We start from the raw sequence: 17,141 nt of genomic DNA on the forward strand, positions 1-17,141 counted from the left end.
CAGCTTGGCGATTGGCGTCCCAAGCGAGACTCTTACACATCTGAAATCACCTGCCCATTTGACAGGATGTGAACCTTGTAGCCGGAAAAGATCTTTTGAGCTTCGCCGGCAGCGTAGAGTGCTTGATAGGCTTCGTGCGGGATCAGGGCGTGGTTCTCGTAGCTCGACACACCCTGGCGCGCGGCTTCGAGATCGTCGGTGTTGATAAAAAATTCCTGCGTCGTCTTCTCGCTCGAAAACAGCCCCTTGCGGCCGGGCTTCTCGCCCTTGGAGTAGACCTCTTGGATGGTCCAGGTGAGCAGCCAGGCATTTTCCGGCTTGCGCACCTTGGCCAGCACTTCGGTCACCGTCGAATTGTTGTCGGTAATGCCTGCGGAATAAAAGGGGCCGAGCACGACGCGGCGCAGCTGCTTAGGGTGCAGCGGCTCGAAATCTTTGTCGAGATTGACGGCAATCGTTGCCGGCGACAGCGTGTAGGCGGAATTCTTCTCGGTGAAATCGTCGAAGCGATGGGCGAGTTCGGGGTTGAGCAGACCGTCTACCGGCAGCGGGATGTCGACCCGTTCATTGAGCTTGCCGTTGCTGTCAACGAGCTGCCGGATCATGCTTTCGGACGAATCCTCCACCGTCACCATGTAGACCAGCGGCAGGTTGGCGCTGCCGTCGAAGCTCGCCCAGTGCACGAGGTAATAGGGGCGCCCGGTCTTTGGATTGACCGAGACCTTGGCCGTCTGCGCCAGCGAGAACGGGCCAAAAGTCTGTTCGCTCTTGACGTCCTCGAGATAGAGCCGCTCGGCCATCGACTTCTGCAGCGCTTCGGGGAATTCCTTGTGGCGCAGGATGAAGTAGGCCATTTCCTCGCGCAATTCGCCGGCCAGCGGAATGTTGGCCAGCCGCGCCTCGGCCTGGCGGCGGTCATTTTCCAGTTCCAGCAGGTTCTGGAAGACGGGATAGCCGCTGTCGGCGCGCGAAATGCGGAACGTGTCCATGAAGCCGAGCCGGTTGCGCCAGCAGGAAAACGATTTGTCCAGCCGGGCAATGTATTCGGCGACGATCTTGGCAACGATGCCGTGCCGGTAAAGCGGCGAGCGGTCGTCGCGCATGAACACTTCAAGGCCGCTGAGTGCCGCCGTGATGGCGGAAAAATAGCGCGCCGCCGCTTCGTTTTCGGGTGTCATGCCGGTGTGCCCGCGTGCAGCCGCTCCTTACGACTGCACGTAGTTGGCCGAATTGTGCTTCTTCATCACGTCGTCGAAACGGCGGGCGAAGGCGTCGTCGGCGAGCTTCTTGCGGCGCTGGATGTCGGAGCTGGCGACCATGTTCTTCTCGTGCATTTCGAGAAGATCGCCGATGTGCTTTTGCGAGGCGGCGCCAATGCCGGCCATGGTCTCTTCGGCGGTGTTGTCGACCTGGCTGCCCAGCGTGTTGATCTTGTGGGCGACATCCTGCTGGGCGGCGGTCTTCAAGGAATCTTCCAGCGCCTTGTAGAGCACGATGCGCTGCTCGGTATCGATGGTCAGCTTGTTGATAAGCGTCGACTGCGCTGCGATCTGATTGTTGAGCGAATCGACGAAGGTCTGGAACATCGAGGTGTAGCGTTCCAGCGTCTGGCTCTCGGCCAGAAGCTCCTGCTCCTTGGCTTGCTTTTCATTGTATTCGGTCGCCAGTTTCGAGCGCTCGCCCTCAAGCTGCGTGCGCTCCTTCTGACTGGTAGAAGCGGCGATCTTGTTTTCGATGTCGAGCAGCAGCGGATTGACCTCCTCGATGCGCTTCTGCACCGCCTCGAGGTTGGTCATGGTGACCTTGCGGCGCTCGATCACCTGCGACAGGCTGTTTTCCGAGGTCCTGTAGCGCTGGTCGAGGACCTCTTTCTGCGCTTTCAGGATGCCGACGATGGTGTCGGACTTGACCAGAAGCTCCTGCAGATTGCCGGCCAGCGACATGTTGCGGACGCGGTCGGTGCGCATGCGCTGCTTGCGTTGCGCCGAGAAGACGCCGACGAAGCTTTCCCAGCCGGTGTAGTTCTTCATGCTCTCGAATTCGGTGCCGAAGACGTTGGTGGCGTCTTCCAGCCCGATGATCAGGTCGGCAATGTTGCCTTCCATCACCTTCTGCTGCTTCAGCACGTCCTCGATGCGGGCATTCTCGATGTCGAAATTGGCGTCGCCGATCTTCTTGTCGGCGGTTGCCAGCGTATCAAGCACCGTGCCGGACTGCTCGATCTTGGAGCGCATGTCCTGCACGACCTGCCTGGTCTTGGCAATTTCGGCATCGAAATTCTGCAATGTCGCCATAGGGGCCTCCCGCTTCGGCTTCCGGTCGCTGGCTGCGAACAGCGGCGAATATATGTGGGGTATCAGGGGATTGAAAGACGCAAGACAAGACCCGCCCCGAAAACAAAAAAATGCATGGTCGTCTTGAAAGGCAATGAAGGCGGGGTCATGGCGTGATTAACCAGCCGGCCAAGTATTGTTCAATTGTCATTGAACTTTGACGGCTGCGAAGAAGTCGATCTCGGACAGTGTGGGTGTGCTGAATTCGACAGAAGGCTCAATGAGTTGCAAGCGCGAGACAGCTGGCGGAAGCCGTCGCCATCACGCTACCCATCGCGACGTTTAAGGCTTCGGATCGGCCTTCAGATAGGCGATGACGTTGGCGATGTCCTCGTCGTTGCTCAGGCCGGAGAAGCCCATCCTGTTGCCGGGTACTTTCAGCTTGGGAGCGCCAAGATAGGCTTTGAGGTTGGCTTCGTCCCAGACCAGGCCGGCCGCGCCGGCGTCCTTCATGGCCTGCGAATAGTTGAAATTCTGGGCGGTGCCGGCGGTGCGGCCGACGATACCGAGGAGATGCGGGCCGACCTTGTCGCGGTCGCTTGCCGCCTCGTGACAGGCCATGCAGCGGTAGAATACTTTCTTGCCAAGTGCTGCATCGCCGTCGGCCTGCGCGGCGAGGATACCGGCCAAGTAAATGACAAGGGCTGATGAAATGGCTCGAAGCATGGCGGGTCCCGGCTGGCTCTTGTTGAGGGCAAAATAGGCAGCAGGCCTTAACAAACGCAGTATGGCGGCTGGATAGCGGACCGGGCTCAATCCGTGCGCGGGATCGCCGCAACCGCCTGCTTGACTTGCTTTTCAATCGCCGCCGACGAATGGTTATCGCGCACGAAAGCGCGGCCGATCTCCGCCATCTCGGCGGCCGCTTGCGGGCGTGTCGCGAGATCGATGATTTTCGATGCCAACTTGCCGGCATCGTCGCTGGACAGGAAATGCCTGCCCGCCTGCAGCCCAAGACCTTCGACGGCCTTTTCGGTGGCGGCGACGACCAAGCCCGCCGCCATCGCCTCCAGCACCTTGATGCGGGTTCCGCCGCCGAAGTGCAGCGGGATCGGCGCATAGCCGGCGCGGCCAAGCAATTCCGGCAGATGCGGCGGGTTCTCGATCAACCGCAGACCATGCCTGGTGCATAGACCGCGCACGACATCGCGCGGGTTTCTGCCGGCGACGGTGATCGACCAGGGCCGGCCGGAAGCGGCGAGGCGCGGCGTCATCGCGCGGCCGATCTGCTTGACGGCGTCGATGTTGGGGAAATAGCCGAGATGCCCGATGAAGCACAGGCTGAGCTCACTGAAGCGCTCGGCAGCAATTGGCAGGGAAAGCACGCTCTCGTCTGGAATGGGGTTGGCGACGAACCTGACGTCGTTGACGGGGCCGAGAGCGGACAGAAGCGCTTCGTCGGCCCGCGAACAAACCCAGACCTGGTCGGCCAGGGCAGCCGCACACCTGTCGGCTTCGCGTGCCTCTGCCTTCCTTCGCCTGTTTTGGCGCCAGTCTCGAATTTGCTGCCACAGCGTCAGGCCGGCGATCCGGTCGGACACCGTCCGGGAATCGATGTTGTGCTGGTCAAGGACGGTGCGCGCGCGATGCTTCGGCGCCAGCGTCAGCAGCTGCGAAAGCACGATCTCCTCGATCACCACGAGATCGGGCGCGAATTCCCTCCAGATGGCGTCGGCTTCGGCCAGCTCGTCGTCCGGCATCATATGCACGGTCGGGTGCGGGCTGCGCCTGCCCCAAGGCGCCCTGCCGCGCGCTGCCTCGATGATCCGGTGACGGATGTTCGGCGGTGTGGAGGGTGCCGGGGCGCCAGTCAGGCTTACCGTCAGGACCTCGCCCATCGATGCCAGGGCGCGTGCATTGGCGGCGTTCCGGATCTCTCCGCCGGAGACCGGGGGGAACGGGCAATCAACTGTGAACTGCAGAATTTTCATGTTATCCCGGCCGTTCAGCCTCTGGTGAAGCCAATGAAATCGTCGGGCGCGGCGCGGCCCATTTCCTCTTCCCAGTGGCGGCGGCAGAGCGAGATATAGACGTCCTTGCCGATCGCCACCTGTTCGCCTTGTCTGGCCACCTTGCCGTCAGCGCCGAGACGCACGACCATCGTCGCCTTGCGGCCGCAGCGGCAGATGGTGCGCACTTCGCGCAGATCGTCTGCGATGGCCAGAAGCGCTCGCGAACCGGAAAACAGATTGCCCTGGAAATCGGTGCGCAGGCCGTAGCACATCACCGGGATGTTCAGCCGGTCGGCGATACGGGCGAGCTGCCAGACCTGCTCTTCCTCGAGAAATTGCGCCTCGTCGACAAAGATGCAATGCACCGTCGTATGTTCGTGATGCTCGGCGACGCGAGCGTAGAGATCGTCGCCGTCGCGGAACATCTCGGCCTCGGTCTCCAGGCCGATGCGCGACGAGATCAGCCCGGTGTCGCCCTTTCTGTAGTGGCCGGCGACGAACAGCATCGTCGTCATACCGCGTTCGCGATAATTGTAGGACGCCTGCAGCAGCATTGTCGTTTTGCCGGCATTCATCGTCGCATAGTGGAAGTAGAGCTTGGCCATGCCGTCCTTTTAAGCCGAGTTGGCGCGGCGCGGGGAGAGGGCACCGCTGCATTTAATGGGAAAAGCCCTCTGCAATCGAAAAAGCGGCGGGCGTGTCGCTGTTTGGCCAGTCCGCGCCGTTGATCGTGATTGTCTTAGCGCTTGAAACCACACCAGAATGGTGTTTGGCTGACGAAACAAGGCGGGCAGAGAAACCGTAACTACGCTTCGCCAAAGAATCACAATGGGAGACTGCCAATGTCGCGTATGAACACCTTCGTCGCCGGCCTCGGCCTGGCGACTTTTCTGTCCACGAGCGCTGCACTTGCCGGCGATCCGGAGAGCTGCAAGGCGGTGCGCCTTTCCGATGTCGGCTGGACCGACATCCAGGCAACCACCGGCGTCGCTTCGGTGCTGCTCACCGCGCTCGGCTACGAGCCGCAGACGATCCAGCTATCGGTACCGGTGACCATGGCGTCGCTGAAAAACAAGGATCTCGACGTCTTCCTCGGCAACTGGATGCCGTCGATGACCAACGACATCAAGGACTACACCGCCGATGGTTCGGTCGAGACGATCGGCACCAACCTGACCGGCGCCGGCTACGGCATCGTCGTACCGACCTATGTCGCGGAGGCCGGCGTCAAGTCGCTGACCGACATCGGCAAGTTCAAGGACAAGTTCAACGGCAAGATTTACGGCATCGAGGCGGGCAATGACGGCAACCGCATCATCCTCGACATGATCAAGAACCCGAAGGACAATCTCGAAGGCTTCGAGCTGGTCGAGTCCTCGGAAGCCGGCATGCTGACGCAGGCCGAGCAGTCGATCAAGAACAATGAGTGGATCGCGTTCCTCGGCTGGACGCCGCATCCGGTGATGGGCGCCATGAAGCTCACCTATCTCGACGGCATGGGCGACAGCGGCTTCGGCGCCGCCACCGTCTACACCAATGTGCGCAAGGGCTACACCACCGAATGCCCGAATGCCGGCAAGTTCATCGCCAACCTGAAGTTCAACCTGGACATGGAAGGCGAGATGATGGACGCGATCCTGAAGGGCGGCGACGCCAACACGGTCGCAGCCGACTGGCTGAAGAAGCACCCTGACGCGGTTGCGCCGTGGATTGCCGGCGTCACGACCTTCGATGGCGGTGATGCGGCAGCGGCGGTCAAGACCGCGCTCGGAAGCTGAGCCGACTGAATTCGGCAAAGCCGAACCAGGAAGGGCAGCCAATCTAGAAAAGGCTGCCCTTTTTCATATCCTGTGAGAAGATGACCTAACGACAGCGGAGGCCGGAAGCAGGCGGTCTCTCGCATGAGAGGGGCGATATGGATCCGATTTCGAAATTCATGGTTGATCACAAGATACCGATCGGCGCCTGGGGAAAGGCGTTCTTCGGTTTCCTCACCGACAATTTCGACACCGTGTTCAGAGCCTTCTCGAATGGCCTCAATTTCCTGCTCGACGGGCTGGTTGGCATCCTTTTGATGGTGCCGCCGGTGCTGCTGGCGCTGATCATCGCCATCATCGCCTGGCTGCTGCAGCGCTCGCGCCCGCTGGCCATAGGCGTCTTTCTCGGCCTGATCTTCATCATCAACCAGAACCTCTGGAAGCAGACGGTGCAGACGCTGGTGCTGGTCGTGGCGGCCGCCGCCATGGCGATGGCCATCGGCGTGCCGCTCGGCATCTGGGCCGCGCACAAGCCGAAGGTCTACCGCATCATGCTGCCGGTGCTCGACTTGATGCAGACGCTGCCGACCTTCGTCTACCTGATCCCGGTCCTGACCCTGTTCGGTCTCGGCAACGCGCCCGGCCTCATCGTCACCATCATCTTCGTCATCCCGACTGCGGTGCGGCTCACCCATCTCGGCGTCGTCTCGGTGCCGAAGTCGATCATCGAGGCCGGCGAGGCGTTCGGCGCGACCAAGCAGCAGCTGCTGTGGAAGGTCGAGCTGCCCTCGGCCTTGCCGACCATCATGGCCGGGCTGACGCAATCGATCATGCTGTCGCTGTCGATGGTGGTGTTTGCAGCACTGATCGGCGCGGGCGGCCTCGGCACTGAAATCAACCGCGCGCTCGGCTCGCGCCGCATCGATCTCGGGCTCGAGGCGGGTCTGGCGATTGTCGTACTCGCCATCGTGCTCGACCGGATGACGCGTATCGGCGTTGGAGGCAAGAAATGACCGTCGCTGTCGATTTCAAAAATGTCGATATCGTCTTCGGCTCCGACCAGGCGGGTTCGCTGGCTCTGATCGACGGCGGCGCCACGCGCGCCGAAATCCTCGAAAAGACCGGCAATGTGCTGGGTTGCGCCGGCGCCAGCCTGACCGTCCATGAGGGCGAAATCTCGGTGCTGATGGGCCTGTCCGGCTCGGGCAAGTCGACGCTGTTGCGGGCAGTCAACCGGCTCAACGTGGTGTCGCGCGGCCAGGTGCTGGTCAAGGACGGCGACAATATCGTCGATGTCGTGACCTGCGATCAGGCGACGCTGCGGCGGCTGCGGCAGAAGCAGGTGGCGATGGTGTTCCAGCAGTTCGGCCTGCTGCCTTGGCGTACGGTGGAGGAGAATGTCGGCCTCGGCCTCGAACTCGCCGGCGTGCCGGAGCAAGAGCGCAAGGAGCGCGTGCAACGCCAGCTGAAACTGGTCAATCTCGACCAGTGGTCGAAGAAATACGCGCATGAGCTGTCCGGCGGCATGCAGCAGCGCGTCGGCCTGGCCCGTGCCTTCGCCACCGAGGCGCCGATCCTGCTGATGGACGAGCCGTTCTCGGCGCTCGATCCGCTGATCCGCACCAAGCTGCAGGACGAATTGCTGCAGCTGCAGGCGGAGCTGAAGAAGACCATCATCTTCGTCAGCCATGATCTGGAAGAGGCGCTGAAGATCGGCACCCACATCACCATCATGGAGGGCGGTCGCATCGTGCAGACCGGGGCGCCGGAAGACATCGTGCTCAAGCCCGCCAATGACTATGTCCGCGACTTCATCGCCAATGTGAATCCGTTGTCGGTGCTGACCGCCTGGAACGTCATGCGCGACAGCCGCGACCTCGAGCACGGCGATAATGGCTGGGTGTGGCTCGACCGGCGCAAGACGACGCGCTTCAAGATCGACGAGCACGGGCTGGTGGCGGCGGCGGAACGCGACGGCAAACCGGCGGTATGGGTTTCATGCGCCGATGTCGAGGCGCAGCCGGAGGAGACGGCGCAAGTGTTCTGGGCCAATCCCGGGACCTCGCTGAAGACGGTGATGCTGGCCATGCACCGCTCGCAGACGGCACCCGTGGCGCTGTTCGACGACCAGTCGCGCTTTGTCGGGGCGATCGGCATACGCGACGTGCTGAGCGCGGTGTTGCGGCGCTAGATCATGATGAGATTTGGTTGAAATCTCATCATGATCTAACCCTTTGTTGGAGCATGATCTTTTCCAAAAACCGGTACCCACTTTTTGGGATCATGCTCTAAGCCAGCCCGATGCGCGTGGCGCCGAGCTTGAACAGGGCTGTGGCATCCCGGTCGAAGCGGAAGGTGTGGATGAAGTCGTCCGCACGGTAGTCCGGAAGCGTCTTGCGGATGGCGGCGGCGAAGTTTTTCGCCTCGTCCAGCCGCCCAGCCAACGCCAGGCAGTGAGCGGCGATCGACAGGATGATGACATGGGCGTTGGGGCGGGCAGCCGCTTTCAGCGCCCATTCGGCTGCCTCGTCGAACTGGCCGAGGCGGACATGCGCCATGGCGCGTGCGCCCAGCATGCCGAACAGCATCGGGTCGAACGGCGACAGATGGCGCGAATGATCCGACGATCCGATCGCCGCGTGCGGGTCGCCCGACTGAGAATGCACGAAGGACAGCGCATAGTGGCCAAGCGCGAAGTTCGGGCTGAGGTCGACGGCTCTTTGCAGTTCGAGCACGGACGCGTCACCCTCGGCGCGCAGCCACAGCGCCCGGCCCATCGCCCAGTGCGCGGCGGGATTATGATCGTCGACCAAAAGGCTCTGGCCGGCCGCCTCAAAGGCAAGCACGCTGTCCTGGTCGCGGTCGCCCCAGCGCTGGAAGGCGCTCTGCCAGTGGGTGAAGGAGAGGCCGGCATAGGCGCGGGTGAAGGTCGGATCCTGCCTGACAGCAATGTCGAAGAAATGCCGTGCGAGGTCGTTCTCGCTGCGGGTGAAGCGATACATGTGCCAGAGGCCGCGATGGTAGGCCTCCCAGGCGTTAAGTGAATTGGGCGCTTTCAGCATGGCGCGGTTGCGCTCGACGGTCTCGATCTCGGATGAGACCGAGGCCACGATGCTGTTGCCGATATCGTCAAGCACGGCGAAAAGATCGTCGGGCTTGCGCTCGAAGGTCTCGGCCCAGACGATCCTGGCTGTGCGGACCTCGACGAGCTCGACGGTGACGATCAGGCGGCCGGTCAAGCTGCGCACCTTGCCGGTGGCGACATAGTCGACATTCAGCCTTCGGCCGGCATCTTCCGGCGCGATGTTCTTTTCCGCCAGCGCAAAGACCGAGCCCCGGGCGATGACAAAGAAGTCCCTGAGCTTGGCGAGGCGGGTGATGATGTCGTGGGTCAAGCCATCGGCCAGCCCGCCACGAACGCCGCTAGCGGCGTCTTCGGCAAATGGCATCACGGCCAGCGAAGCCTTGTGCGGCGTCGCGGCTTCTGAACCGGCAAGCATGATTGACGCCTGGTTCGGCCCGGGCGGAGCTGCCGGTTGTGCCGGCAAAATCGCGCAGGGCCGTTCGCTGCGGATGGACAGCCACGCATTGCGCACCGGGCCGAAATCCAGTTCTTCCGACTGGAACAACTCCGCCGCAGCGGCAAGATGATCTTCGCAGGCGCCGAACTGGCCGCGCCGCGCCAGCCTCACCAGGAGTGCGACATGGGCGCTGCTGTCGAACGGGGTCAATTCCAGCCATTTTTCGAGATGAGCGGAGACGTCTTCGGAATCGGCCGGGAGCGTCTTGACCAGACATTCCAGTATAGCCGCGTGGCAGGAACCGAAACGGCGGCGCTACGCGGTCAGCCAGCTGTTGAAGAGAGGGCAGCGGTCGATCTCCAGCCCTTCGAGGAAGTCGCCGACGAACAGGCCGGAGAGCAACTGCAGTCGCGTCGGCTCGAGCGTTTCGATGCCTGCGGCAGTTGCCGCGCCAACATCCAGCACGTCGACCGAGATACCGTCGAGATCAAGCGCGATCGTATCATCCACGGTTACGATCCGGCCGCGGCCCGGTTCGTCGAGCGCGGCCCGCAGCTTGCTCAGGCACCAGCGAAGCTCACCCCTGGGGTCATTTGGAACGTCCCACAGCAACTCGCAGAGCTTGCCACGTCCGACCGGATGGGGCGCCAGCGCCAGATAGGCCAGCAGCGCGCGCAGCTTGCGCGATGCCGGCAAGGGCACCGGAGCGGCGTCGCGCACAATCGCCAGCGGGCCGAAAAGCCGCAGAGACAGGCCTTTCCGGGTGCTTGCCTGGCTCGATTCCATGCCTGTTTCCACGCCTTTTCCCACGCTTGCCCACCGGACCTTATTTTATCACCGAACGCGACAAAGTGCACACCCGGCTCGCAGATTGTGTGCCTAATGTGGTGCTTTCCACATTGTGGCACTTCAAAGACCTGTAGTGCGGCAAGGTGTCGAAACCTCGTCGCCCAAACCGCCGGTGTGTAACCGGCCCGTGAGCAAGAACCAGGAGTTTACCCATGTTGCATCAGCAGAAAATCAGAACCACGGCAGGCCGCGGCCGCCTGTTCGACAGCATTCTCGATACGGTCGGCGACACGCCGGTCATCCGCGTCAATAATCTCGGCCCGGCGCATGCGACCATCTACGTCAAGGCCGAGTTCTTCAATCCGGCTGCGTCGGTGAAGGACCGGCTGGCGCTCAACATCATCGAGGAAGGTGAACGCACCGGCGCGCTCAAGCCGGGACAGACCATCGTCGAGGCGACCAGCGGCAACACGGGCATCGGTCTTGCCATGGTCTGTGCGCAGAAGGGCTACAAGCTGGTGGTGACGATGGCCGACAGTTTCTCGGTCGAGCGCCGCAAGCTGATGCGGATGCTGGGCGCCAAGGTGGTGCTGACGCCACGCGCCGAGAAAGGCTTCGGCATGTACAAGAAGGCGGTGGAACTGGCCGAAGCCAATGGCTGGTTCCTGGCCCGCCAGTTCGAGACCAAGGCCAACGCCGACATCCATGAAGCAACCACGGGACGCGAGATCGCCAACGATTTCGCCGGCTCGCGGCTCGACTATTTCGTCACCGGCTACGGCACCGGCGGCACCGTCGCCGGCGTGGCGCGGGTGCTGCGCCGCGAGCGGCCTGAGACTCGGATCGTGCTCACCGAACCGGTTAATGCGCAGCTTGTCGGCAGCGGCAAGCCGCAGATGCGTGGCGCCGGCGGAGCGCCGGCCGCCAGCCATCCGGCTTTCGAACCGCACCCGATCCAGGGTTGGACGCCGGATTTCATTCCCAGCGTCCTGCAGGAGGCCATCGATGGCAACTTGTATGACGAGGTGATGCCGATCGCCGGGCCGGAGGGCATGAAATGGGCCAAGGCGCTGGCGCAGCAGGAAGGCATCTTCACCGGCATCTCCGGCGGTTCGGCTTTTGCCGTGGCGCGCCAGATCGCCGGCACAGCGCCGGCCGGATCGGTGATCCTGTGCATGCTTCCCGATACCGGTGAACGCTACATGACCACGCCTTTGTTCGACGGCATCGAGGCCGAGATGAATGCGGAAGAGCTTGCTCTCTCGCGCTCGACGCCCGGTTGCCAGTTCCCGGCATGATGACGCGGGAGCAAATTGCATGGACGCGATGCCTGGACACTCGGCTACCAGTACCGAGGAAACGCTTGACCCCTCGGACTGGGCCGATGTGCAAAGCCTGTCGCATCGGATCGTTGACGATGCCGTCGCTTACCTGCGCGATGTCAGGCAACGGCCGGTGTGGCAGGAGATGCCTGGAGATGTGAGGCATTTCTTCACCGCCTCGCTGCCGCGATCGCCGACCCCGCTTGCCGACATCTATGGCGATGTCGTGGACAAGGTGATGCCCTATCCGATGGGCAACATCCATCCGCGCTTCTGGTCCTGGTATATGGGGTCGAGCAATTTTACCGGCGCGATCGGCGATTTCCTGGCGGCAATCCAGGGCTCCAATCTCGGCGGCGGCAATCATGCCGCCGCCCTGATGGACGGCCAGGTGGTCGACTGGTGCAAGCAGATGACCGGCATGCCGGCTTCGGCCAGCGGCACGCTGGTCAGCGGCGGTTCGATGGCCAACATCATCGGGCTGACCGTGGCGCGCAACACCAAGGCCGGCATCGACGTGCGCGAGCACGGCGTTGCCGCCATCGAAAAGCCGTTGCGTTTCTATGGCTCGGACCAGGTCCATTCCTGTCACCGCAAGGGGATGGAAGCGCTCGGCCTCGGCAACAAGGCGCTGCGGCGCATTGCCAGCGACGCCGGACTTCGCATCGACATCGAAGCTTTGCGGGCGGCGATATCGGAAGATCGCGCGGCCGGGTTCAAGCCGGCCTGCATCATCGGCAATGCCGGCACTGTCAACACCGGCGCCATCGACGATCTGCAGGCGCTGGCCAAGCTGGCGCATGAGGAGGATCTCTGGTTCCATGTCGACGGCTGCATCGGCGCGCTGATCGCGATCGCGCCTGAGAATGCACATCGCGTCGCCGGCATCGAATGGGCCGATTCCATCGCGCTCGATCCGCACAAATGGCTGCATGCTCCGTTCGAGGCAGGCTGCGCGCTGGTCAGGGATGCCTCGGCGCATCGCAAGACCTTCGCGGTGATGCCGGAATATCTGGAATCGACACCGCGCGGCCTCGCCTCCGGCCAATGGCTGCACGATTACGGCCTGCAGACGTCACGCGGCTTCAAGGCACTCAAAGTGTGGATGGCGTTGCGAGAACACGGCGTCGAAAAATTCGGCCGCCTGATCGACCAGAACATTGCGCAGGGGCAGTATCTCTCAGGGCTGATCGCGGCCGAACCAGCGCTCGAACTGACGGCGCCGACCAGCATCAACATCGTCTGCTTCCGCTATCGCGCGGATGGTCTCGATGGCGAGCGCGCGAAAGCGCTCAACACCGAGATCATGCTGAGGCTGCAGGAAGACGGAACCGCCGCCATTTCCGATACCACGGTGCAAGGCCGGCATTGCCTCAGGGTGGCGATCAACAACCACCGGACCCGGCGCGAGGATCTCGACCTTCTCGTCGCCGAAACGGTTCGCCTGGGTAACGAGATCGCTTCTGCCTGACCGGCCATGGGGTAGTTCTCAGCCGCTGGCGGCCTCCTTTAAATCGCCCTCCGTAGCGGGAAACGTCACGCCGGGAAGGTAAAATGTGATCGGCCGGATTTCGTAGACTGCCGAGGGATTCACGCGGCGCAAGTCGCGCGCAGCCGCAATCGCCGCCTCCTGCGTGGCGCAGTCGAGGACATAAAGACCCAGCAATTGTTCCTTGGTCTCGGCAAACGGCCCGTCGATGACGATGCCGTCGCCCGGACCACGCAGCGTCACGGCCTCGGCGGTGGCGGCCAGTCTTGCCGCCGGCCCAAGCTTGCCTTCGCGGGTCAGCCTGGCATTGACCTCGAGCAGGTCGTGCATCAGCGCCGCATCCTGCTGCGGCGTCAGGGACTGGATGGTCTGTTCGACGTGATAGGCCAGGATGGCGTAAAACATGCGGCGATCTCCTCCTGTTCGAGCGGCCGCACTATTGCAAGGTTGGGTTGGCTGATCCAGCCCGGAAGCCCATCGAGACGCTAGTCTGCTGCCTTATGCCGCCAGCGGCAGGCTGAGCTCCGTCAGTAGGCCGCCGCGGGGATGGTTGGACAGGTTGACATCGCCGCCGGCGGCACGCGCAATGTTGCGGGCAATGGTCAGGCCGAGGCCGAGGCCGCCGGTCTGGCGGTTGCGCGATTGCTCCAGCCGCACGAAGGAACCGAACACCTGATCGAGCTGCGCCTGCGGTATGCCCGGCCCCTCGTCGCGGATAACCAGTGTGACCGTGCCGTCCGACTGCCGCAGGCTGACATGGGCTTTCTTGCCGTAGGTCACGGCATTCTGGACCAGATTGTTGACGCAGCGCTTGAGCGCCACCGGCCGCGCCATGCAGATCATGCCGCGGGGCCTTGCACCGTCATGGTCGAACGAGACGTCCTCGAAACTGTCCGCGATCGATTCAACCAGCGACCAGAAATCGATCCGCTCGCTCTTCTCCTCGGTGACTTCGAAGGTGGCGAAGTCGATGACGGAGCTGGCGATGCTCTCGATGTCGGCGAGGTCGTGGGCCAGCGCCTCGCGCGCCGTCGATCTGCGCAGCAGTTCGAGGCGCAGCCGCATGCGGGTCAGCGGCGTGCGCAGATCGTGGGCGAGGGCGGCGGCCAAATGTTCGCGATCCTCGACATAGTCGCGCAGCCGGACCTGCATGGCGTTGACGGCCTTGGCAGCGGCGCGGATTTCGCGGCTGCCGGTCTCGGCGATCGGGGGGCTCTTCAGGTCCGTGCCGATCCGGTTGACCGCCGTTTCCATCATCCGGTAGGGCGCCGTCAGCCGGCGCAGCGACCAGATCGACATGATCACCACCAAGGCCGCGATCAGCGAATAGAGCGGCAGGCTGTCGAAGCTCAATATCGGTCCGACCGGCGTGTTGGGCTCGGTGAAATTCAGCCATTGGCCGTCGGCGAAGCGGACAGAGGCCGTCAGCTTGTCGCTCTGGGCGAAGCTGGCCGCCAGCGATAACAGGTCACGCTCCACCGCGCCGACATCCTTGGTCACGGCCACACCGCCAGGCGCGTTGGCTGCCTCGGTTGCCGGATCGCGCCGGACGCGGGCGTCGGTGATGCCGAATTTCGACAGCCGCCCGACCAGAATGTCCTCGAGCTCGGCCAGTTCGTCGTCGCCGGCGATCGACGAGGTGACCGCGGGCGTGTCCGAAACGGTGAGCGCATAGGTGGCGTTGAACAGACCGGAGGCCGTTAGCTTGCGCTGCTCCGGCGTGTCGTCATGCATCAGCTGCACCAGCGAATAGGCGCGGTCGTTAAGCCGGTAGAGATCGACCTCGTCATTGGCGACGGCGCGATCGCGCGAGACGATATAGAGCGTAGCGACCTGGCTGATCAGCAGGCCGGCAATGACGATGAGCAAAACCCAGACCGGCAGGGTTTGCGGCAGGAACCGTCTCATTCGGAGGTGGTCTCGGGCAGGAACTGGTAGCCGCCGCTGCGCACGGTCAGGATCAGTTTCGGCGTCTTGGGGTCGTCTTCCATCTTGCGCCTGAGACGGCTGACCAGGATGTCGATGCTGCGGTCGAAGGAATAGTCGCTATCGCCGCCGGAAAGCTCGATGAGCTGGTCACGGGTGAGCACTCGCTGCGCGCTTTTAACGAAGGTCTGCAACAGGTTGAACTCCGCCATCGTCAGCTCGACCCTGACGTCGCCCGGCGCCATCAGCCGGCGGCGCGAGCAGTCCATCGTCCAGCCGGCGAAATGATAGATCTGCTTGGTGGTGGCGCGCTTCGGCTCAGCAGCACCATTGCGCCTCAAAACGGCGCGGATGCGGGCCAGCAGCTCGCGCGGATCGAAGGGTTTGGGCACATAATCGTCGGCGCCCATTTCCAGGCCGACGACGCGGTCGGTGGTCTCGGTCACCGCCGTCAGCATGATGATCGGCGTCGAGTAGCTGGCGCGCAGGTCGCGGCAGAGCTCCAGCCCGCTCTTTCCCGGCAGCATCACATCAAGCACGATCAGGTCTACCTGCGTGCGGCGCAGTATGTCTTCCATCTCGACGCCGTCGGCGGCAACCGTGGTGCGCAGGCCCCGCTTCTGGAAGAATTCCTGAAGCAGGTCGCGAATGCCCTTGTCGTCGTCGACGATCAGTATGTGCGCATCGGATTTCACGGCGATCCTGTCATTGCTGGCGGCCGGTCGGCGGCTGCCTTCTGAGTCTGCTTCTGTGGCGTCACCCACACGATAGAATTCTGGCCACATGTTGGCCAGCGGCGATGATCGCCCGCAAAGCCGATTTGCCAGAAACAGTCCAGAAACAAAATTCTATAGTCCGGAAAAACTCCCGAAAAGAATCAAGGGCATAAAGGGTGCCGTGGCGGTCAGGACATCGGCTGCGACGCGAAGTCTCCGGAGTAACGGACATTACCGATGCACAGGTTCACGATCAGCTTGATGGGTGCGCTGCTCAGCATTCCGCTCGTCACAGCCGCGATCGGAGCCACAACCGCAAAGGTGACGCCGATCACAAGGAGCGAGCGCTGCATCGATCTCAATCGCCAGGTAGACGAAGCCCTCGAAACCCATGCCGCGGCAACGCAGGTCACCGCGGCGAAAGCACTGCAAAGAAAGGGAAACCGGTTCTGCGCCAACAAGAAACAGGCACAGGGTATCCGGATGCTCGCGAACGCTTTGAAGCTGCTTGGAGTGACACCGATCGACCCGGTTCAGTGACACTCGAAACTCGACCCGCACAAAGAAGGAAATGAAGCCATGAAAAAGTCCATCCTCTCCGCCACCGGTCTCGCCGTCGCTCTCGCTTTCGCAATGCCGGCTCTGGGCAATGCCGCTGCCACCACGACCGCTGCTCCGGCTGCTTCCACGACCACCGCTCCGGCGACCACGACCGCCAAGCCCCCGGTGAAGAAGGTCGTCGCCAAGAAGCCCGTCAAGAAGCACAAGAAGGCGAAGAAGGTCGTCAAGACGGACGCCCCGAAGGCCTGATCCAGACAGCCAACAGGCTTGTCTGTAACAAGGCCGCTCCAGCACCCCCCCGGCTGGAGCGGCCTTGTCGTGTGAGTGCATGATTACCCGTTGATGGGTGCCGGCCACCCAGGACTTTAACCCGTTTGCAATGCCGGTCCGGTAGGATAGCCCTCATGAAGAAGCGGCTTTCATCCATTCTGCGCTCGATGGCCATCGGCGGCCTTGTCGCCTCGGCAATGGTCAGGGTGCTGGTCCAGTTTACCGCCAGCCCGGTGCCCGATCCGGTGAGCGGGCGCACGGAGCCGTCGCTGTTTGCACCGGCAATCTCCAGCAGCTGGCAATACATCACACCATGGCAAAGCCTGCTGCTTACCGTGATCACCGGCGCGGCGCTGGCCTGCTTCTTCGGCTGGCTCGCGGTCGCCTGGGTCGAATACAAGGCGGCCGGATCAAGGCCGGATGCGGCATCCAGCGCACGGCAATTCCAGGCTCGTCGCGTCGCCAATCGCCAGGGCCGTTGAACCGCAGCATACACTTCCTAAAT

General features: G+C 62.7%; 16 protein-coding genes and 1 pseudogene. 8 read left to right on the forward strand and 9 right to left on the reverse strand.

All coding sequences use genetic code 11. The annotated features are described in order from the left end of the window. Window positions 1-32: 32 nt before the first annotated feature. The 5 genes from NKJ76_RS01455 to NKJ76_RS01475 all read right to left on the reverse strand — a co-directional run bounded on the left by NKJ76_RS01455 (window position 33) and on the right by NKJ76_RS01475 (window position 4,890). The gene (locus tag NKJ76_RS01455; protein ID WP_352536618.1) at window positions 33-1,178 is read right to left on the reverse strand and encodes a hypothetical protein; all 1,146 of its coding nucleotides are present in this window, start codon (window positions 1,176-1,178) and stop codon (window positions 33-35) included. A gap of 27 nt (window positions 1,179-1,205) precedes the next feature. Beyond that, on the reverse strand, window positions 1,206-2,294 hold the full coding sequence (locus tag NKJ76_RS01460) for a coiled-coil domain-containing protein (RefSeq protein WP_352536619.1): 1,089 nt from the start codon (window positions 2,292-2,294) through the stop codon (window positions 1,206-1,208). 321 nt (window positions 2,295-2,615) lie between these two features. Beyond that, window positions 2,616-2,999: a c-type cytochrome gene (locus tag NKJ76_RS01465; RefSeq protein ID WP_023748145.1), complete on the reverse strand. Its 384-nt coding sequence runs from the start codon at window positions 2,997-2,999 to the stop codon at window positions 2,616-2,618. 86 nt (window positions 3,000-3,085) lie between these two features. Next, window positions 3,086-4,264, reverse strand: a complete 1,179-nt coding sequence (locus NKJ76_RS01470) for a glycosyltransferase (protein WP_023748146.1) — start codon at window positions 4,262-4,264, stop codon at window positions 3,086-3,088. Window positions 4,265-4,278: 14 nt separating this feature from the next. Then, window positions 4,279-4,890 (reverse strand): thymidine kinase, encoded by a 612-nt coding sequence (locus NKJ76_RS01475; RefSeq protein WP_023683669.1) that lies wholly within the window; start codon window positions 4,888-4,890, stop codon window positions 4,279-4,281. A gap of 237 nt (window positions 4,891-5,127) precedes the next feature. On the opposite strand from NKJ76_RS01475, the gene NKJ76_RS01480 reads away from it, so the two are divergent. The 3 genes from NKJ76_RS01480 (at window position 5,128) to choV (ending at window position 8,233) form a co-directional block, all read left to right on the forward strand. Continuing rightward, window positions 5,128-6,063: a choline ABC transporter substrate-binding protein gene (locus NKJ76_RS01480; RefSeq protein ID WP_023686157.1), complete on the forward strand. Its 936-nt coding sequence runs from the start codon at window positions 5,128-5,130 to the stop codon at window positions 6,061-6,063. A gap of 137 nt (window positions 6,064-6,200) precedes the next feature. Beyond that, window positions 6,201-7,055 (forward strand): choline ABC transporter permease subunit, encoded by an 855-nt coding sequence (choW, locus tag NKJ76_RS01485; protein WP_023669995.1) that lies wholly within the window; start codon window positions 6,201-6,203, stop codon window positions 7,053-7,055. Continuing rightward, on the forward strand, window positions 7,052-8,233 hold the full coding sequence (gene choV, locus NKJ76_RS01490; RefSeq protein WP_023669996.1) for a choline ABC transporter ATP-binding protein: 1,182 nt from the start codon (window positions 7,052-7,054) through the stop codon (window positions 8,231-8,233). The genes choW and choV overlap by 4 nt, the downstream gene beginning before the upstream one ends. Window positions 8,234-8,330: 97 nt before the next feature. On the opposite strand, the pseudogene NKJ76_RS01495 reads toward choV, so the two are convergent. Next, window positions 8,331-10,349 (reverse strand): annotated as a pseudogene (locus tag NKJ76_RS01495) (transcriptional regulator). Between the two features lie 215 nt (window positions 10,350-10,564). On the opposite strand from NKJ76_RS01495, the gene NKJ76_RS01500 reads away from it, so the two are divergent. Further along, window positions 10,565-11,650, forward strand: a complete 1,086-nt coding sequence (locus NKJ76_RS01500) for a PLP-dependent cysteine synthase family protein (protein WP_352536620.1) — start codon at window positions 10,565-10,567, stop codon at window positions 11,648-11,650. Between the two features lie 19 nt (window positions 11,651-11,669). Then, entirely contained in the window at window positions 11,670-13,145 is a 1,476-nt protein-coding gene (locus tag NKJ76_RS01505) for a pyridoxal phosphate-dependent decarboxylase family protein (RefSeq protein WP_352536621.1), read from the forward strand. An 18-nt stretch (window positions 13,146-13,163) separates the two neighbouring features. On the opposite strand, the gene NKJ76_RS01510 is transcribed toward NKJ76_RS01505, so the two are convergent. The 3 genes from NKJ76_RS01510 to NKJ76_RS01520 all read right to left on the reverse strand — a co-directional run bounded on the left by NKJ76_RS01510 (window position 13,164) and on the right by NKJ76_RS01520 (window position 15,784). After that, complete coding sequence (locus NKJ76_RS01510; protein WP_023711129.1) at window positions 13,164-13,568, reverse strand: YciI family protein; 405 nt, start codon at window positions 13,566-13,568, stop codon at window positions 13,164-13,166. Between the two features lie 93 nt (window positions 13,569-13,661). After that, complete coding sequence (locus tag NKJ76_RS01515) at window positions 13,662-15,071, reverse strand: ATP-binding protein (protein WP_027049894.1); 1,410 nt, start codon at window positions 15,069-15,071, stop codon at window positions 13,662-13,664. Continuing rightward, window positions 15,068-15,784: a response regulator gene (locus NKJ76_RS01520; protein ID WP_023670002.1), complete on the reverse strand. Its 717-nt coding sequence runs from the start codon at window positions 15,782-15,784 to the stop codon at window positions 15,068-15,070. Before NKJ76_RS01520 ends, NKJ76_RS01515 begins: the two co-directional genes overlap by 4 nt. 258 nt (window positions 15,785-16,042) lie before the next feature. On the opposite strand from NKJ76_RS01520, the gene NKJ76_RS01525 reads away from it, so the two are divergent. The 3 genes from NKJ76_RS01525 to NKJ76_RS01535 all read left to right on the forward strand — a co-directional run bounded on the left by NKJ76_RS01525 (window position 16,043) and on the right by NKJ76_RS01535 (window position 17,118). Further along, the gene (locus tag NKJ76_RS01525; RefSeq protein WP_023705925.1) at window positions 16,043-16,345 is read left to right on the forward strand and encodes a hypothetical protein; all 303 of its coding nucleotides are present in this window, start codon (window positions 16,043-16,045) and stop codon (window positions 16,343-16,345) included. A 39-nt stretch (window positions 16,346-16,384) separates the two neighbouring features. Continuing rightward, window positions 16,385-16,615 carry a hypothetical protein gene (locus NKJ76_RS01530; protein ID WP_023670004.1) on the forward strand — a complete coding sequence of 77 codons (231 nt, stop codon included), beginning with the start codon at window positions 16,385-16,387 and terminating at the stop codon, window positions 16,613-16,615. A 155-nt stretch (window positions 16,616-16,770) separates the two neighbouring features. Next, complete coding sequence (locus tag NKJ76_RS01535; protein WP_023728268.1) at window positions 16,771-17,118, forward strand: hypothetical protein; 348 nt, start codon at window positions 16,771-16,773, stop codon at window positions 17,116-17,118. The last annotated feature ends 23 nt before the right edge of the window (window positions 17,119-17,141 follow it).

It is taken from the genome of Mesorhizobium sp. M0029, assembly GCF_040323735.1.
Taxonomy (GTDB): domain Bacteria; phylum Pseudomonadota; class Alphaproteobacteria; order Rhizobiales; family Rhizobiaceae; genus Mesorhizobium.